Annotated in this window: 16 protein-coding genes; 6 read left to right on the top strand and 10 right to left on the bottom strand. The window is 73.0% G+C overall.

Features of this window, described 5'->3' with window-relative positions:
• Window positions 1–133: 133 nt before the first annotated feature.
• Entirely contained in the window at window positions 134–1,552 is a 1,419-nt protein-coding gene (locus tag AB8Z75_RS19120) for a serine hydrolase domain-containing protein (protein WP_369203567.1), read from the bottom strand.
• A gap of 193 nt (window positions 1,553–1,745) precedes the next feature.
• On the opposite strand from AB8Z75_RS19120, the gene AB8Z75_RS19115 reads away from it, so the two are divergent.
• Entirely contained in the window at window positions 1,746–2,246 is a 501-nt protein-coding gene (locus tag AB8Z75_RS19115; protein ID WP_369203565.1) for a hypothetical protein, read from the top strand.
• Between the two features lie 51 nt (window positions 2,247–2,297).
• Here the strand turns inward: AB8Z75_RS19115 and AB8Z75_RS19110 are convergent, their stop codons facing one another.
• Together AB8Z75_RS19110 and AB8Z75_RS19105 are read right to left on the bottom strand one after the other, a co-directional pair.
• Entirely contained in the window at window positions 2,298–2,933 is a 636-nt protein-coding gene (locus tag AB8Z75_RS19110; RefSeq protein ID WP_369203563.1) for a response regulator, read from the bottom strand.
• Window positions 2,933–4,138, bottom strand: a complete 1,206-nt coding sequence (locus AB8Z75_RS19105; protein ID WP_369203561.1) for a sensor histidine kinase — start codon at window positions 4,136–4,138, stop codon at window positions 2,933–2,935. The genes AB8Z75_RS19110 and AB8Z75_RS19105 overlap by 1 nt, the downstream gene beginning before the upstream one ends.
• Window positions 4,139–4,308: 170 nt before the next feature.
• Here AB8Z75_RS19105 and AB8Z75_RS19100 point away from each other — a divergent pair, with 170 nt between their 5' ends.
• From AB8Z75_RS19100 to AB8Z75_RS19090, 3 genes are all read left to right on the top strand, one after another.
• On the top strand, window positions 4,309–5,400 hold the full coding sequence (locus AB8Z75_RS19100) for an ABC transporter permease (protein WP_369203559.1): 1,092 nt from the start codon (window positions 4,309–4,311) through the stop codon (window positions 5,398–5,400).
• Entirely contained in the window at window positions 5,397–6,080 is a 684-nt protein-coding gene (locus AB8Z75_RS19095) for an ABC transporter ATP-binding protein (RefSeq protein ID WP_369203557.1), read from the top strand. Before AB8Z75_RS19100 ends, AB8Z75_RS19095 begins: the two co-directional genes overlap by 4 nt.
• Window positions 6,081–6,289: 209 nt before the next feature.
• A complete protein-coding gene (locus tag AB8Z75_RS19090; RefSeq protein WP_369203555.1) occupies window positions 6,290–6,820 on the top strand; it encodes a nitroreductase family protein in 531 nt (176 codons plus the stop codon).
• A 24-nt stretch (window positions 6,821–6,844) separates the two neighbouring features.
• On the opposite strand, the gene AB8Z75_RS19085 is transcribed toward AB8Z75_RS19090, so the two are convergent.
• The 4 genes from AB8Z75_RS19085 to AB8Z75_RS19070 form a co-directional block, all read right to left on the bottom strand.
• Complete coding sequence (locus tag AB8Z75_RS19085) at window positions 6,845–8,041, bottom strand: hypothetical protein (RefSeq protein ID WP_369203554.1); 1,197 nt, start codon at window positions 8,039–8,041, stop codon at window positions 6,845–6,847.
• Window positions 8,042–8,117: 76 nt separating this feature from the next.
• Window positions 8,118–9,386, bottom strand: a complete 1,269-nt coding sequence (locus AB8Z75_RS19080; RefSeq protein WP_369203569.1) for an enolase C-terminal domain-like protein — start codon at window positions 9,384–9,386, stop codon at window positions 8,118–8,120.
• A gap of 5 nt (window positions 9,387–9,391) precedes the next feature.
• Window positions 9,392–10,324, bottom strand: a complete 933-nt coding sequence (locus tag AB8Z75_RS19075) for a 5-dehydro-4-deoxyglucarate dehydratase (protein WP_369203552.1) — start codon at window positions 10,322–10,324, stop codon at window positions 9,392–9,394.
• A 159-nt stretch (window positions 10,325–10,483) separates the two neighbouring features.
• Window positions 10,484–11,998, bottom strand: coding sequence for a sodium:solute symporter family protein (locus tag AB8Z75_RS19070; protein WP_369203550.1), 1,515 nt, complete (start codon window positions 11,996–11,998; stop codon window positions 10,484–10,486).
• A gap of 192 nt (window positions 11,999–12,190) precedes the next feature.
• On the opposite strand from AB8Z75_RS19070, the gene AB8Z75_RS19065 reads away from it, so the two are divergent.
• Entirely contained in the window at window positions 12,191–13,015 is an 825-nt protein-coding gene (locus tag AB8Z75_RS19065) for an IclR family transcriptional regulator (protein ID WP_369203548.1), read from the top strand.
• Between the two features lie 59 nt (window positions 13,016–13,074).
• Window positions 13,075–13,899, top strand: a complete 825-nt coding sequence (locus tag AB8Z75_RS19060) for an NAD-dependent epimerase/dehydratase family protein (protein WP_369203546.1) — start codon at window positions 13,075–13,077, stop codon at window positions 13,897–13,899.
• 16 nt (window positions 13,900–13,915) lie between these two features.
• On the opposite strand, the gene AB8Z75_RS19055 is transcribed toward AB8Z75_RS19060, so the two are convergent.
• From AB8Z75_RS19055 to hppD, 3 genes are all read right to left on the bottom strand, one after another.
• Window positions 13,916–15,244 (bottom strand): geranylgeranyl reductase family protein, encoded by a 1,329-nt coding sequence (locus tag AB8Z75_RS19055; RefSeq protein ID WP_369203544.1) that lies wholly within the window; start codon window positions 15,242–15,244, stop codon window positions 13,916–13,918.
• Window positions 15,241–15,975 (bottom strand): demethylmenaquinone methyltransferase, encoded by a 735-nt coding sequence (locus AB8Z75_RS19050; protein ID WP_369203542.1) that lies wholly within the window; start codon window positions 15,973–15,975, stop codon window positions 15,241–15,243. The genes AB8Z75_RS19055 and AB8Z75_RS19050 overlap by 4 nt, the downstream gene beginning before the upstream one ends.
• A gap of 37 nt (window positions 15,976–16,012) precedes the next feature.
• On the bottom strand, window positions 16,013–16,639 hold a 627-nt coding region (hppD, locus tag AB8Z75_RS19045), incomplete at its 5' end, for a 4-hydroxyphenylpyruvate dioxygenase (protein ID WP_369203541.1).

The following is a 16,639-nucleotide window of genomic DNA, read 5'->3' as shown; positions in this document are numbered from 1 at the left end:
GTGAGCCACCTGGATCTGGGCTCGTTCGTCTTCACCCGCGCGGGTGGCGGGGCCTTACGCAGGCGTGATCGCCCACTGCCGCTGACACCCCGGGCCGCCCCGCCCGGCCCGGGGTGTCAGCGGCAGTGGGCGATCACGCCTGCGTAAGGCCCCGCCACCCGCGCGGGTCCACCCCGCCGGGCACCGGGGCCTGCGGGTCGTAGGGGGCGCGGGTGAAGACGAACGAGCCCAGATCCAGGTGGCTCACCGTGCCGTCGGGCCGCCGCACCGCCTCCAGGCGCTCACCGGCGTAGTACCCCTCCAGCCCCGTCCAGGTGCCGTCGTCCTCGGGCCGGAACGCGGAGCGGCGGCCGGTGCCCGACAGCGGCCCCAGTTCGAGTGCGCCACCCGCCCGCACGCGCACGCCGATCACCTGGGTTCCCCAGTACCACGGTCCTGCCAGTTCCAGCAGCGCCGGATCGACCTCGGGCAGGGGGCGCCAGGGCTCGGGGAACCGGGGTTCCGCGTCCGCCACCGTCCGGATCAGGTCGGCGGCCACCGTCTCGACGGCGGGGCCCGACGTGCAGTTCGCGAGAACCACCGCCGCGAGATCCTCCTCCTCACAGGCCGACAGCGCCGCGAGATAGCCCGGCAGCGACCCCGAGTGTCCAAACAGGGTGCGTCCGTGCTGCCGCGTGAGGGAGACGCCCAGCCCGTAGGTGCCGCTCCAGTTCCCGGCCGCGGCCGGCGCGTACGGCACCCGCATCTCCCGCACCGACGCGGGGCTCAGTACCCGCTCGTCGCCCCGCAGCAGGAAGCCGGCGAACCGGGCGAGGTCGGCGGTGGTGGACCACAGCTGGCCCGCGGCTGCCATCAGGCCCAGGTCCTGGGCAGGTTCCGGCAAGAGCGCGTCCGCCCAAGGGTGCACGGCCCACCCCCTGGCGTACGGGTCCTTCGGCTGCGGCCCGGTCCTGTGCAGACCCAGCGGGGTGAGCACCTCCCGCCGCAGCACCTCGTGCCAGGGCGCGCCGCGGACCGCTTCGACGAGCGAGCCGAGCAGGGTATAGCCGGGGTTGGAGTAGTGATGGCGGTGCCCCGCCGGATGCTTCCGCGGCTGGTCGCCCAGCACGTCGGACAACTCCGGGCGCAGTGTCGCCGGGCTGCGCTCCCACCAGGGGCCCGGCGTCTCGGCGGCGAGCCCCCCGGTGTGCGAGAGCAGTTGGGCGAGCGTCACCTGGCCGACGCCGGTGTCCGGCAGGTGCCGCTCCAGTGGGTCGGAGAGGTCCAGCACGCCTTCGTCCCGCAGCCGCATGACCAGGACAGCGGTGAAGGTCTTGGTGATCGACCCGATGCGGTACTGCACGTCCTCGTCGGGCCGGTCCTCCTCGACACCGGTCCGGGCTCCCGCCCACACCAGTTCCCCGCCTCGGGCCACGGCCGCTGTCATCGTCGGCGCCCGTCCCTGGGACTGCGCTGTGGCGAGACGGTGCGACAGCGCGCGCCGCGTGGCGGGGAGGAGTTCGTCGCAAGGGTGGCGGGAGGGGACGGCAGGGGTCTCACGCGGCTTCGTCATGCCCCCAGTCCATCCCATGCTCTTCCCGCGCATCCAGCCGACCCGTGCGGTGAGGCGGCAGCGCCGTGCGGGCCGCGGCCGTTCGCGCCGTACCGGTGCCCGTTCCGCTCGCGGCACTGAGAAAATGGGAGGGGACGCGCCCTGGGCGGCGCGACGGGAACAGGCGCGGGGGCCGCCCCGCACATCGGAGGTCATGGTGGACAACGGCGCGGCACACGGCCCGGCGTCGGGCGTACTGGCACAGCTGACGGAACTGCTGCGTCAGCTGCCTGCGGACGGGGGCGGGGCGCTGTGGCGCCTTGACCGCGGGGGCCGCCAGCTGGACGCCAACCTGGTGCGCCTGGCGCCGGGGGCCGAGGTCGGTGCCTCGGTCGAACCCGATCTGGACGTTCTGCTGTACGTGACGGACGGAAGCGGCCGGCTGCAGACCGGCAGCGGCACGGAAACCCTGCGGGCCGGCGCGGTCGTGTGGCTGGGCCACGGCACCCGCCGGGCCCTGTCCGCCGGGGAGCAGGGGCTGATGTACCTCAGCGTCCATCGCCGCCGTCCCGGCCTCACCATCGGCCGGCCCGGCGGCGAGGCGGGAGAGGCCGCCTGCCTGCTCAACCGGGTCTGCGACGCGTGCGGGCGGCTCGCCACGGAGAGCGACGCGCGGTTCTGCTACCGGTGCGGCGAGCCGCTGCCCGAGCACTGAGGGCCGCTGCCGGAGCCGGAGCACCGAGGCGTGCCCCGCTGCGCGGTGCCGTCACCGGCGGATGAGGCCGAGGTTGGCCGCAGCGGCCACGGCGGCGGTGCGCGAGTCGACGTCGAGCTTGGCGTAGATGCGCGCCAGGTGTGACTTGACGGTCCCCTCGGTGAGGTGGAGCCGCCTGCCGATGCGCTGGTTGGACAGCCCCTCGGCGACCAGGGTGAGGACCTCGGTCTCGCGTTGGGTGAGAGAGCTGCCCGGGGTGCGCATCCTTTGCATGATGCGTTCGGCGACGGCCGGGGCGAGCGCGGTGCGGCCCGCGGCGGCCGTCCGTACCGCGTCGGCGAGATCCTCCGGCGGGGCGTCCTTGAGGAGGTATCCGGTGGCGCCCGCCTCGATGGCGGGCAGGGTGTCGGCGTCGGTGCCGTACGTGGTCACGACGAGGACCCTGGGGGCGCCGGGGCGTGCGGTGATGGCCGCGGTGGCCGCCGCGCCCGTCATCCCCGAGCCGAACTGCAGATCCATCAGGACGACGTCGATCCCGCCCTCGGCGGCGCGGGTGACCGCGTCCTCGGCGGTGGCGGCCTCGGCGGCGACGACGAAGTCCGGCTCGGTCTCCAGGACGGCGCGCAGGCCGGCTCGGACCACGGGGTGGTCGTCGGCGAGCAGCAGGCGGATGGGGCTGTCGGTCATCAGTGGGCCTCGTCGTCGGAGGGGGGTGCGGKGTGGGCGGGGAGCTGGGCGGCCAGGGCGGTGCCGTTGCCGGGGGCGGACTCGACGATGAGGGTGCCGCCGAGCGCGTGCAGGCGTGCGCGCATGGCCGGCAGGCCGAAGCCGCCCGTGTCGGGGCCGGAGGCAGGCGTCTCCAGCGGGTCGAAGCCGATCCCGTCGTCCACGATGTCCACGGCGACGTGGTCGCCGAGGTAGCTGAGGGTAACCTCGGCTCGGCCGGCTCGGGCGTGTCGCGCCGTGTTCGACAGGGCTGACTGGGCGATCCGCAGTAGGGCGACCTCGTGCGCGGTGGGCAGGGGAACGGCCCGTCCGGTGACGTGGAAGCGGACCGCCAGCGGGTGGCGGGTCGAGGTGGTGGCGCACAGCCGTTCGAGCGCCCCGGCCAGTGTGCTGTCCTCCAGCGCGGGCGGGGCCAGAGCGGCGACGAAGCGGCGGGCCTCGGCGAGGTTGTCCACGGCGGCCTGGCGGGCCTGGCCGACATAGCCGGCGGCGGACTGTGGCTGCCCCGGCAGCGCCCGCTCGGCCGCGCGCAGGAGCAGCTGGATGCTGGAGAGCCCCTGGGCGAGGGTGTCGTGGATCTCCCGGGCGAGGCGTTCGCGCTCTTCCAGGACGCCCGCCGTGTGCTGGGCGGCGGCCAGGTCCGCCCGGGTGGCCGTCAGCTCCTCGATCAACTGCCGGCGCCGTTCGCTCTCCCGGTACAGGGCCTGGTAGCCCCACACCACGGCCACGGCCACCGCCGCTCCCAGCGCGGGGCCGATCGCGCTGGCCACCGTGATGCCGCCCTGGTGCCCCGCGAAGGCCCCGACGGCCGCGACCGTGGTGACGACGACCGCGCTCAGGCCGGCGCGCCGCGACAGCAGGTGCAGTTGGAGGAAGAACAGCGGGAAGGCCAGGTAGACCGCGTCGGCCGACAGCACCAGAAGCACCAGCCAGACAGCGCCCACGACGGTCAGCCACCCGGCAGCCGCCCACCGGGACCGGCTGAACACCGGCAGCAGCGGGCCCGCCGCGTACACCAGGCCGAGCACGGCGGCCACGGTGGTGACGGCCACCGCGTCCGGCGCGCCGTCGGCCACGGCACGGGCGGCGGTCAGGGCGAGGAGGCCGAGGACGAGCAGGTGCAGGCACCAGGTCAGGGCCCGGGTGGTGGGGGTCAGCTCATTCACGATCACCCCAGCCTACGAACATCCTCCGTCCTGAGCCTCTGTCGAAAGAGGGAACCGGACTGCCCCCTTTCGCCGCGCGAAGTCCGATCCTGCGCGCGATGCCGGGCGGGTGGGGGAGCGGCGACGGTGGAGACCTCCTCGATTCCGCCGTACGAAGGGCAGCTGAAGAAGTGTTTGTCGCATGGAGGGACCTCCGGTTCGCCAAGGGGCGGTTCGCCCTGATGGGGACCGTGATCGTGCTCATCACCCTGCTGGTCGGGCTGTTGTCCGGGCTGACCGCGGGGCTGGGGCAGCAGAACATCTCCGCGATCACCGGTCTGTCCGCCGACAGGATCGCTTTCGACGCGCCCGGCGACGGAGAGGACCTGTCCTACTCCGACTCCACCGTCACCCGTGACCAGTGGCGCGCGTGGGCCGGCGCGCCCGGTGTCACGAGCGCGGAGCCGCTGGGCATCACCACCACCAAGGCCACCGCGGGCAAGGCGAGCGCCGGGGTCTCCGCCTTCGGCGTCCGGCCCGGCTCGTCGCTGGCCCCGGACAGCGCCAGGATCGACGACCACTCGGCCGTGCTGTCCACCGCCGCCGCCGAGGAACTCGGCACGAAGACGGGCGACACCCTCTCCCTCGCGGGGCACGAGCTGACCGTCTCCGCCGTGCGGGGCGAAGCGTCCTTCAGCCACACCCCGGTCGTCTTCACCAGCCTGCGGACCTGGCAGCACCTCGCCCCGCCCACCGCGGAGAAGACCGACGGCCCCACGGCCACCGTCGTCGCCCTGGACACCGGCTCCGGTGCCGATGTCCAGGCTGTCGACGAACAGGCCGGCACCAAGACGGTCTCCAAGGACGACTCGCTGTCCGCGATCGGCTCCTACACGTCCGAGAACGGTTCGCTACAGCTGATGCGCGGCTTCCTCTTCGCCATCTCGGCCCTGGTCATCGGCGCCTTCTTCACCGTGTGGACCATCCAGCGCAGCGGAGACGTCGCCGTCTTGAAGGCCCTCGGCGCCTCCACCGGGAACCTGCTGCGCGACGCGCTCGGCCAGGCCGTCGTCCTCCTGACCGGCGGCACCCTGATCGGCACCGCCCTCGCCGCCGCTGTCGGCGCCGCCGTCTCCGGCTCGGCCGTGCCGTTCTCCCTCACGCCCGCCACCGTCCTCGTCCCCGCCGCCGTGATCATCGCGCTCGGCGCGCTGGGTGCCGCCCTGTCCATCCGCCGCATCACCTCCGTCGACCCGCTGACCGCCCTGGGGAGCGCCCGATGAGCCTGCACCTGAACGACGTCACCCTCACCTACCCCGACGGGGACGCTCGCCTGACCGCCCTGGACCGCGTCAGCCTCCAGGTGCCCGAGGGCAGCCTCACCGCGGTCGTCGGCCCCTCGGGTTCCGGCAAGTCCAGCCTGCTCGCCGTCGCCGCCACCCTGATCACGCCCGACTCCGGTACGGTCACCGTCGACGGCACCGCCACGGCCGGACTGAGCCGAGGCGAGTTGACCGAGCTGCGCCGGCACAGGATCGGCATCGTCTTTCAGCAGCCCAACCTGCTGCCGTCCCTCACCGCCTGCGAACAGCTCCAGGTCATGGCGCAGATCGACGGCCGTTCCCCGGGCAAGGCCCGCCCCAGGGCGAGGGAACTGCTCGACGCCGTCGGCCTCGCCGACCTGGCGGACCGCCGCCCCCACCAGCTCTCCGGAGGCCAGCGCCAGCGCGTCAACATCGCCCGCGCCCTGGTCAACGAGCCGACCGTGCTCCTGGTCGACGAGCCGACCAGCGCCCTCGACCACGAACGCGGCGCCGCGGTCATCGACCTGATCACCCGGCTCACCCACCGGCAGGCGACCGCCACCGTGCTGGTCACCCACGACCGGGCGCACCTCGCCGCCGTCGACCGGATCGTCGAGGTGCACGACGGACGCCTCGGTGCGCCCGCCCCGGCCGGCTGACCGCCTCGGTGCGCACGCCCCGGCCGGCTGACCGCCTCGCGGCACCCGTCCGGCCCGCCGGCCGCCGCTCGGGCCCCGGCCGGGGCCCCGCAGTCCGTGCGCGGAGGTGCTCTGAGAGCATCGAAGGCAAGACGGACACCGTCGGCACGGTCCCCTGGGCCGGCCGGCGGTCGTCCACCGCCTCCGGCACGCGCACAGAGGGAACAGTGATGGACACGCCTTCGCCCTCCGCCGTCCCGGCGCTGACGACCCTGCGGGCGAGCCGCTGGTTCACCAGCGAACCGGTCACCGACGAGGAACTGCGCCAGGTGCTGGAGGCCGGCAGGTGGACCGGGTCCGCACGCAACCGGCAGCCGTGGCGGTTCGTCGTCGTGCACAACCGCCGCGTTCGGCGACGGCTCGCGCAACTCGGGTCCTACGCGGGGCACCTGGCCGCGGCCCCGCTGGTGATCGCGCTGGCCGTCGACGAGGTGGCCGGAGGTCAGGACGCTCAGTTCGACGCGGGCCGCGCCGCGCAGAACATGATGCTCGCCGCGCACCTCCAGGGCCTGGGCAGCTGCCCCGCGTCGTTCTTCCCCGCCGCGCACGCCGACGAGGCCGGCGCCCTGTGCGGGGTCGGGCACCCCTGGCGGGTCCGCACCGCCCTCTCCTTCGGGCACCCCGCGCCCCGACCTCCCGGCACCTCGGCGATCCCGACGGGGCGCTTGCCGCTGAGCGAGCTCGTCAGGCACGTCACCTGAGCCGTCCCGGAGCTCCGCACGCCGCTACCGTGCCCGGACGCCGGGGGCGGGAGTGCGACCGCGGGCGGCGTCGCAGGCCGCCCGGAGGTCACCGAAGCGGGCGGGGCCGGCCAGTCCCAGGTGGTAGAGGTGCGCTTCGGCGGCTCCGGCCTCGGCCAGCGCGGAGACGTAGGAGCTGATGTCCGGTACGGGTTCGGCCGCCACCGCGGTGACGTAGCTGCCGACGGCCACCCGCTGAGGGAGCCGGGAGCGGGCCGCGACGACGGCCTGGACGCTCGCCCGGGTGGGCGTCCAGTTCTGGAGGACGACGGCGTCGGTCTCCTCGGGCGCCGACGGCGTGAGACCGGGCAGGGCGCCGGTGGCCCACGGGTCCATGGACCCGTGCAGGACGGTACGGACACCCGCGGGGACGCGCTCCAGCACCGCCCGGCGCAGCGCGTCGCTCGCAGCCTGCCGGGTGGCCAGGAGCGCCTCCCGCAGGCCGGCGTCCAGCCCGTCGTCGGTGAGGGAGAGGTCTCCCGAGCTGATCATGTCCCGCGTACGTGTGCGGAGGAGAGCGCGGACGGCGGCGGGTTGGAGGCCGCGCTCCGTCCAGCCCGCCGCACAGGCCGCGCAGCAGCAGACCGACAGCAGCCGTGCGACGGCCGGAGCCCACACGCCGTCGGTCTTCTCGTGCTGGTGCTGGTGGAGGACGCCGAGCGGGCCGCACGCCTCCAGGACCACCGAGGACAGTTCGAGGCCCCGGACCGCCTCGGCGGTGACCGTGGCGGCGTAGGTCCGCACAGCGGGCCGGGAAGGACACAGCGCCCACGGATAGACCTCGCCGAAGCAGTTGTGCACGGCGGCGGAGGGGTGGGCTTCGCCGAGCCGCGAGTTGTGGGTGAGGACGATCCATCCGGCCGTGCGGATCCCGGCCTCGCCCAGCGCGCGGACGGCCTCGCCACCGCTGTCGGCGCCGGGCCCGGCGTGCGCCCACCGCGGCCACGACGGGGCCGCCGGCGTCAGCTCGGCGTCCGCCCAGACGTGCGGGCGCAGCGGACGGTACAGGGCCGCGTGCCGCGCCACGACGGAACTGCCGTGCGGCGACCACGGTGTCGCCGCACGCGTGCTGTGGTATGCCAGTGCCACCGCGACCTCGTCGAGCCCCAGCGCGCGCACCCGGGCGGCGAAGTCCGGGTCTCCGAGGACGTCCCAGGGGTAGGCGTATCCCGTCACCTTCATCACGTGGCGGCCCTTTCTGCACAGCCGGGCGAGGTGCCCGGCACGAACACGGTCACGGTGGGCACAGGGCCCCGGTTCACCACCTCGCGGTGTTCGGCTCGAAGTCGGGGACGTACCGCCGCATGTAGGTGGTGTCGTCCCGCTTCGTCAGGCCGCACCGGACGTAGTCCTCGTGGGCTCTCGCCAGCGCGTCGGGGTCGATCTCGATGCCGAGCCCGGGTGTCTGCGGCACCCGCACGGCGCCGTCGCGGAACTGCAGAGCGCCGGGCGCGATGACGTCCGTCGTCTTCCACGGCCAGTGGGTGTCGCAGGCGTACGTCAGGTGCGGGGTGGCCGCGGCGACATGCACCATCGCCGCGAGACTGATCCCCAGGTGGCTGTTGGAGTGCATGGACAGGCCGACGCCGAAGCTCTCACACGTCGTGGACAGCGCCTGCGTGGCGCGCAGTCCGCCCCAGAAGTGGTGGTCGGACAGCAGGACACCGACCGCCCTGGCCCGGAAGGCCGGTTCGATGTCGCCGACGCCGACCAGGCACATGTTGGTGGCCAGAGGCATGGACGCGGCGTCGGCGACCCGCGCCATGCCCGCGATACCCGGCGTGGGGTCCTCCAGGTACTCCAGGACGCCGTCGAGTTCCCTCGCCACCTCGATGGCCGTCGCGGGCTGCCACGCCGCGTTGGGGTCGAGGCGCACCGGTGTGCCGGGGAAGGCGTCGGCCAGCGCCTGGACCGCCTCGATCTCCTGCGCGGGCGGGAAGACGCCGCCCTTGAGCTTGAGTGAGCCGAAGCCGTACTCCTCGACCATGTGGCGGGCGGAGTCGACCAGTTGCCCCGGCGTGCGGATCTCCCCCCAGCGGTCGGCGCGCGTCTCCGGGCCGGTGTCGCGGTGTGCGCCGTACTTGTAGAAGAGGTAGCCGGAGAACGCGACGCTCGTGCGGGCCGCACCCCCGAGCAGGTCGGCGACCGGGCGGCCCAGACAGTGCCCCTGGGCGTCCAGGCACGCCACCTCGAAGAGGGAGAAGACGGCGGAGAGGGTCTTGCGCAGGGAGAACCCGCCGATCAGGCCGTGCTCGTCGGTGAGCACGGTGTCGGCGAGGGCGCGGGCCACCGTGCGGTGCAGCCCCGGCAGGTCGAACACGTCGTGTCCGGCGAGCAGGGGGAGCACCTTGCGCGCCTCGCCGAGGAACGCGGCGTCACCGTAGGACTCGCCGAGCCCGACCACGCCGTCCTCGCAGCGCAGTTGGACGACGCTGCGCAGGGCGAACGGCTCGTGCACCCCCATCACGTTGAGCAGCGGGGGGTCGGCGAACGCGACCGGTGTCAGTACCGCTTCGAGGATCTTCACAGCGGTCACAGCTCCTTCAGGACGCGATGCCCGTTCTCGACGATGTGCCGGAGTCTGCCGATCTGCTCCGCGGCCGGGTCGGCCAGGGGCGGCCGTACCGGCCCGACCCTCTCGCCCCGCAGCCGCGCTGCCGCCTTGACCAGGGAGACGGCGAAACCTGGTGCTTCGTTGCGCAGGGCCACGAGCGGAAGGTAGAACCCCCGCAACAGGGCCTGGGCGACGGCGCTGTCGCCCTCGTACAGGGCCCGGTGGAAGCGGTGGGCGATCTCGGGAGCGAAGCAGTGCACCGCCGAGGAGTAGCGGGTGACGCCGATGGCGCTGTACGCGTGCGCGGACACCTCGGCGGTGGGCAGCCCGTTGAAGAACAGGAAGCGCTCGGCACGTTCGGTGCCGACCGACCGTACGGCCGTGACGATGCGGTGCATGAGTTCCACGTCGCCGAATCCGTCCTTGAGGCCGACCACCGGGTCCACGTCGAGCAGGGACACCGCGGCCGACTCGGTGAACACCCCGGGGGAGCGGTGGTAGACGACCACGGGTGTCGACGTGTCCGCCACGGCGTATCTCACGAAGTCCACCAGGCCGTCAGGCGGCCCTGAGGTCAGGTACGGCGGCAGCAGCAGCACGCCGTCGGCGCCGCCGTCGGCCGCGGCGGCGACCGTGGCGCGGGCTCCGGCCGCTCCGCCGCCTGCCCCCACCCAGACGGGCACGCGCCCGCGCACCACCTCGCGCGCCCGTGCCAGTACGGCGGCGTGCTCCGCGGGCGAGAGCGAGCTGAACTCGCCCGTCCCGCACGCCACGAACAACGCGCCGGCTCCCGCCTCGACGTGCCGTTCGACGTGCTGGGCGAAGGCGTCCAGGTCGAGGGAGAGGTCGTCGGAGAAGGGAGTGAGAGGGAAGGCCAGCAGCCCTTCGAGCGGGGCCAGGGGCAGTGCCATCGGTACCTGCTCTTTCTGTGGACGAGGAGGTGTCGCGCCGGGCCGTCGCGCGGGTGGCAGGCGGGGCCGTGGCGTGGGGCGTCGAGCCGCACAGCGGCCGGTGCCGCCCCGCGGAGCCGCGCGGGGCGGCACCGGGGGCCGAGCCCTCGCGCGGGCGGGTCAGGCGGGGAGGCGGGTTTCCTCCGTGCCGGGCTCCGCCGTGCCGGAGGTGTCATCGTCTCCCAGAACATCGATGATCTCTTCGGCGGTCTCGCTGCGCTCGGGAGCGAGGGCACCGAGGCCCGTGTACAGCGCGAGGGACACCAGCACCGGTGTGGCCACCAGCCAGGTCTGCGAGGTGTCGATGACGTAGTAGACGAGCCCGTAGCCGAGGAGCCCGCCCGCCCACGAGGTGAGGGCCGCACGGGGGCCGCAGCGGCGGAACCAGGGGAGCATGCCGAGCAGCAGGGGGATGGATATCGGGCCCATCAGGGCCGCCACCCAGTTGACGACGAGTTGGAGCACGCCGCCGAGGTTCTGGGCCTGCGTGGCCACGGCCATGGTCAGCAGGACGAAGGCGACCGTTGTCACGCGCGCCGCGAGCAGGCCTTGCGACGGGTTCCACGCCCGTGCCTTGCGGTACATCACCGGGATCATGTCGCGGGTGATGACGGCGGAGATGGCGTTGGCGTCGGAGGAGACCATCGCCATGGTGTGCGAGAAGATGCCGGCGAGTACCAGGCCGATGAGCCCGGGCGGCAGGAACGTGGTCGTCATGACCGCGTAGGAGTTGTCGGGGTTGTCGACGCCGGGGACGAGGAGCGGGGCGGCGAACATCGGGAACATCAGCACCAGCGGCCACAGCAGGTAGAGCGCGGCGGACAGCCGGGCGCTCCGCCGGGCCGCGTGGGTGTCGGGCGCGGCCATGTAACGCTGCGCCAGGTTCCACATGCCCCCGTTGTACTCCAGGGTCTTCACCAGGACGTAGACCATCAGGAACAGGCCCGTGTACTTCGGCGTCGTGGGGTCGACGTGTCCCGCGGGCAGCTCGTCCCACATCGTCCACAGCGCCGAGACACCGCCGAGCTTGCCGAGCACGACGACGATCATCACGATCGCGGCGACGGCCTGGATGACGAACTGGCCCAGTTCGGTCAGGGCGTCGGCCCACAGCCCGCCGACCGTGCAGTAGAAGAGCGTGATCACGCCGGTGACGAGGATGCCGACGTTGTAGTCGATCCCGGCGAAGACGTGCAGCAAGGTGGCGACCGCGAACCACTTCGCGGCGATGTCGAAGATCTTCAGCAGACTGCCGCTCCAGGCCAGTGCCTGTTGTGTGGTCACGTTGTACCGCATGGCCAGGTACTCGAGCGGGGAGGCCACCCCCAGTTTCGAGCGCAGCCGGTTCCAGCGCGCCGCGAACAGCCAGCTGCCGATGCCGACGCCCACGCCGATGCTGGCGAATCCCCAGAAGTAGACCGTGACACCTGTGGTGTAGGCGACCGAGGCGTAGGCGACGAACAGCACCGCGCTGTAGCCGGACATGTGGTGCGAGATGCCGGCCAGCCACCACGGCATGCGCCCGCCCGCGGTGAAGAAGTCCTTCACGTTCCCGACCCGTTTGTGCGACCACCAGCCGATGAGGACCATCAGCCCGAAGTACGCACACATCACCGTCCAGTCAAACGAGTGCACCTCTCTGGCTCCCCTCCGTGTCCATCATCATGATGTGTTTCACGTACATGAATGCCATCTCTCGTGCCGACTTGATTCACTGGTATGAATTTGTTCGGGGAACGTAATATGGTCGCTCCAGCGCGTCAACGGTCTCGACGCACCACGACGGACCCGGCCGGACGGGCGCCAACGGGACGAGGAGGGGCAGGAATGCTGCGGCATGACGACGCGTCAGCAGCGGGCGGCGCGGTACAGGCGGGCGGTGCGTCCACCGAGCCGCCCGGAGTCAAGTCCGCCTGGCGGACGGTGGAACTCCTGGAAGCGTTCGCCTCAGGAGACGTCTGGCTTACCCTGTCGGACCTGCACGCCAGCACCGGCTTCCCCCGCTCCAGCCTGCACGGGCTGCTGCGCACGCTGCTGGAGGCCGGCTGGCTCGAACAGGACGGCGGCACCACCCGCTACCGGCTCGGCATCAGGGCCCTGAAGTGCGGAACCGCCTACCTGGACCGGGACGCCGTCGTGCCGTTCGCCACCGAGGTACTGGAACAGGTCCGCGAACAGACCGGCTACACCGCCCACTTCGCCCGGCGCAACGGCGACGAGGTCGTCTATCTGGAGACCCGCGAAGCCCAGCGCTCCACCCACCTGGTCTCGCGCGTGGGCCGCTCCCTGCCCGTCCACGCCACCGCGCTGGGCAAGGCCCTCCTCGCGGAGCTGACCCACGACGAGGTCGAAGCCCTCTTGCCCGCGACGCTGCCCGCCCTCACACCGCACACCCTCACCTCGCGGGACGCGCTGCACTCCGCGTGCGCCCTCTCCAGGGAGTTCGGATACGCCTCGGAGAACGAAGAGGGCACGCCGGGCATCCGCTGCGTCGCCGCGGTGATCCCCTACCGCATCCCGGGCACCGACGCGATCAGCTGCTCCATGCCCGTGGACCGGACCGACGACGCGGAGGCCCGACGGGTCGGCGAGCTGCTGGCCGAAGCCACCGCACAGCTCGCCCGCCGCCTGCGTCGCGAAGGCATCCGCTGACACGTTACGGGCCCGCCCCGCGTCACTCGCGAACAGACCGAGAGCCCGAGGAGTCCGAGATGAACGACCAGCGTCTGCTGATCACCGGAGCGGCCGGCACGGTCGGCACCCTGATGCGCCCCCGGCTGCGCCGCCCTGGACGCGTGCTGCGCCTCCTGGACCTCGCCCCGCAGCCCGCGGCGGAACCGGGCGAGGCGGTCGAACTGCTGACCGGCTCGGTGACCGACGCCGAGGCCATGAGGAGCGCCTGCCAGGACGTCGACGCCCTGATCCACCTGGGCGGCCTCAGCAGGGAGGACACCTGGGAAGCCACCCTCGACGTCAACATCGGCGGAACGCACACCGTGCTCGACGCCGCTCGCGAGGCCGGCGTGGGCCGGGTCATCCTGGCGTCGAGCAATCACGCCGTCGGCTTCCGCACCACGGACGAGGGCGGCGCCGGCGGACTGCCGGCGGACTCCTCGCCGCGCCCGGACACCTACTACGGCGTCAGCAAGGCCGCGATCGAAGCCCTGGGCAGCCTCTACCACTCGCGCTTCGGGATGGACGTCACAGCGATCCGGATCGGCTCGTGCTTCGAGACGCCGCTCCCGCTGGGCGAACGCGGCCTGTCCACCTGGCTGTCCCCCGACGACTGCGCCCGCCTCCTCGAAGCGTGCCTGCGCACGACCTCCCCGGGATACCGCCTGGTCTGGGGCGTCTCGGACAACGCGCGCCGGGTCTTCTCACTGGCCGAGGCCGAGGCCCTCGGCTACACCTCGCAGGACGACGCCGAGGTCTACGCACCGCGCTTGGCGGCACCGCACGCGCCCGACGGCACCCCTGGGGAACGGGTCGGCGGCTCTTTCTGCACGGCCCCACTGGGGGAGCACAACCCCCTGTGACGAGGCGGCCCTCCCGTCAGCCGGGCACCCGGGCCCGGTCCCGCCGAACCGGCGCCCCCGCGGGCCGGACGGCGTGGTCGGCGGGCGAGGGCGTCACCCGGATCAGCGTGTTGACGAGGTGGTCCATCGCGTCGGCGCCGGGCCTGTCGGTGAGGTTGGAGAGCAACCGCACCATGAAGCGCATGGCGCCGGGCGACCGCACGGCGTTCTGCGTGACGAGGGACGTGAAGGCGGGCCGCGCCATCAGCGCCGAGAAGCCGCGCCCGAGGCGGTAGTACCGGCCCAGCCGGTGCGCCATCTGGGCCGGGTAGTGCTCCAGCGCCCGCTCGCGGGAGGGGCCGGCGGGGCGGGCCAGCGCCTGGCCCGCCACGTCGGCGGCCAGTTCAGCGGACTCCATGGCGTAGGTGATGCCCTCGCCGTTGCACGGGTTGACCATGCCGCCCGCGTCGCCGATCAGCATGAGACCGTCCCGGTAGTGGGGAAGGCGGTTGAACCCCATGGGCAGGGCCGCGCCGCGCAGCGGCCCGTCCGCGTTGCGGGACTCGCGCAGCCCCCAGGCGGCGGGGGTACGGGCCAGCCACGTCTCCAGCAGTTGGCGCGCCTGCATCGAGCCGGTGCGGGAGTCGTTGAGGACGCCGAGGCCGACGTTGACCCTCCCGTCGCCCATGGGGAAGATCCAGCTGTATCCGGGGAGGATGCGGCCGTCCTCGCGGCGCAGGTCCAGCCAGGACTCCAGGTACGGGTCCAGGTGTCTGGCCGGACTGCGGAAGTAGCGCCGTACGGCGGTGCCCACAGGACGCTTCTTGAGCCGCTCGATACCCACCGAGACGGCGAGGCGCCCGGCGACGCCGTCCGCCGCGATCACCAGCGGAGCGGTGAAGTCGCGCTCCTGGCCGTCAGGGCCGCTCGTCGAGACACCTACGACACGCCCGGCGCGGTCCAGCAGCGGCCCGGTCACCTTCGTGCGGGTGTGCAGGTGGGCGCCCGCGGCTTCGGCGTGCCGGGCGAGGAGCTGGTCGAAGTCCTCGCGCGTGCGGGTGAGCCCGTACGCGGGAAAGGCGCTGCTCTCGGGCCAGTCGAGCTCCAGCGTCCGGCCCCGGGAGACGAACCGCAGACCCCGGTTGCGCATCCAGCCGGGTGCCGAGGTGTCGATGCCCATCGCGACCAGCTGCCGTACGGCGCGGGGCGTCAGCCCGTCGCCGCACACCTTCTCCCTGGGGAAGGCCGCCTTCTCCAGGAGCGCCACGGACAGGCCGCGGCGGGCCAGGTGCCAGGCCGCGGTGGACCCGCCAGGACCCGCGCCCACGACGATCACCTGCGCCCGCGCCGCCGCCGGCCGGCTCATGCGCGGGCCACCTGGGGCAGCGACGCGTGGCCGGGCGTGGCGGAGGCGGGACGGACCGCGCGGTGCAGGGCGACGATGCCGCCGGTGAGGTTGCGCCACGAGACGCGGGACCAGCCGCTGCCGGCGATCACCGCGGCGAGCGCGGGCTGGTCGGGCCAGGCGCGGATGGTGTCGGCGAGGTAGGTGTAGGCGTCCGGGTTGCTGGAGACCCGGCGGGCGATCCGCGGCAGACCCCCCATCAGGTACCGCAGGTACACGGTGCGGAACGGCTCCCAGGTCGGATGGCTGAACTCGCAGACCACGAGCCGTCCGCCGGGCCGCACCACTCTGCCCATCTCGCGGAGCGCGGCGGCGGGGTCCACGACGTTGCGGAGCCCGAACATGACGGTCGCCGCGTCGAATTCCGCGTCCTCGAAGGGGAGGCAGAGCGCGTCAGCCACGCGGAGAGTGACGGGCCGGCGCGCGCCTCGGCCGACCATGCCGGGCGAGCGGTCGATCCCGACGACGTCGGCGCCCGAGCGGGCGAGGGCTTCGGTGGAGACGCCGGTACCGCACGCGACGTCCAGGCAGCGCTCCCCGGGCCGCAGGGCCAGCGCCTCGCGGGTACGGGCCCGCCACGCCCTGTCCGCTCCCGCGGACAGGAGGGTGTTGGTCAGGTCGTAGCGCCGCGCGGCCTGGTCGAACATCGCGGACACGGCGTCGGGTTGCTTGGCGAGAGTCGCCCTCGGCATCGCTGCTCCTGGAGAAACGGGGATACGAAGTGGGGGGTCAGAGGTTTCCGCGGAGTTCCTGCTCGCGCTCGACGGCCTCGAAGAGGGCTTTGAAGTTGCCCTTGCCGAAGCCCTGGCTGCCGTGGCGCTCGATCAGTTCGATGAAGAAGGTCGGACGGTCCACCAGCGGGCGGGTGAAGATCTGCAGCAGGTAGCCGTCCTCGTCCCGGTCCACCAGGATGCCGCGGGACCGCAGCTCGTCGATGTCGACGCGGACGGAGCCGATCCGTGAGCGCAGCACGGGGTCGTCGTAGTAGGCGCGGGGCGTGGGGAGGAAGTCGACTCCGGCGGCCCGCAGGGAGTCCGTCGCGGCGAGGATGTCCTCGGTCTCCAGGGCGATGTGCTGGGTGCCAGGACCCCGGTGGTAGGAGAGGTACTCGTCGATCTGGGAGCGGCGCCGCCCGGGTGCCGGTTCGTTGAGCGGGAGCTTGACCTTCTGCGAGCCGTCGGTGACGACCTTGCTCATCAGGGCCGAGTACTCGGTGGCGATGTCGTCGTCGACGAACTCGGCCATCATCGAGAAGTCCATGGTGCGGCGGTAGAACTCGACCCACTCCTCCAGCAGACCGAGCTCGACACAGCCCACGAGGTGGTCGACGCGGTGGAAGAGGCGGGGGTTGGAGGG

It is taken from the genome of Streptomyces sp. PU-14G, assembly GCF_041028275.1.
Lineage (GTDB): Bacteria > Actinomycetota > Actinomycetes > Streptomycetales > Streptomycetaceae > Streptomyces.
The sequence above is the reverse complement of the archived record's forward strand: the minus strand, read 5'-3'. Positions and strand labels throughout refer to the sequence as shown.

Coding starts and splice junctions, on each gene's coding strand:
- AB8Z75_RS19075 (WP_369203552.1), bottom strand. CDS start 10,324: ATGGCACTGCCCCTGGCCCCGCTCGAAGGGCTGCTGGCCTTCCCTCTC.
- AB8Z75_RS19065 (WP_369203548.1), top strand. CDS start 12,191: ATGCTGCGGCATGACGACGCGTCAGCAGCGGGCGGCGCGGTACAGGCG.
- AB8Z75_RS19060 (WP_369203546.1), top strand. CDS start 13,075: ATGAACGACCAGCGTCTGCTGATCACCGGAGCGGCCGGCACGGTCGGC.
- AB8Z75_RS19090 (WP_369203555.1), top strand. CDS start 6,290: ATGGACACGCCTTCGCCCTCCGCCGTCCCGGCGCTGACGACCCTGCGG.
- AB8Z75_RS19115 (WP_369203565.1), top strand. CDS start 1,746: ATGGTGGACAACGGCGCGGCACACGGCCCGGCGTCGGGCGTACTGGCA.
- AB8Z75_RS19085 (WP_369203554.1), bottom strand. CDS start 8,041: ATGAAGGTGACGGGATACGCCTACCCCTGGGACGTCCTCGGAGACCCG.
- AB8Z75_RS19095 (WP_369203557.1), top strand. CDS start 5,397: ATGAGCCTGCACCTGAACGACGTCACCCTCACCTACCCCGACGGGGAC.
- AB8Z75_RS19110 (WP_369203563.1), bottom strand. CDS start 2,933: ATGACCGACAGCCCCATCCGCCTGCTGCTCGCCGACGACCACCCCGTG.
- AB8Z75_RS19120 (WP_369203567.1), bottom strand. CDS start 1,552: ATGACGAAGCCGCGTGAGACCCCTGCCGTCCCCTCCCGCCACCCTTGC.
- AB8Z75_RS19055 (WP_369203544.1), bottom strand. CDS start 15,244: ATGAGCCGGCCGGCGGCGGCGCGGGCGCAGGTGATCGTCGTGGGCGCG.
- AB8Z75_RS19050 (WP_369203542.1), bottom strand. CDS start 15,975: ATGCCGAGGGCGACTCTCGCCAAGCAACCCGACGCCGTGTCCGCGATG.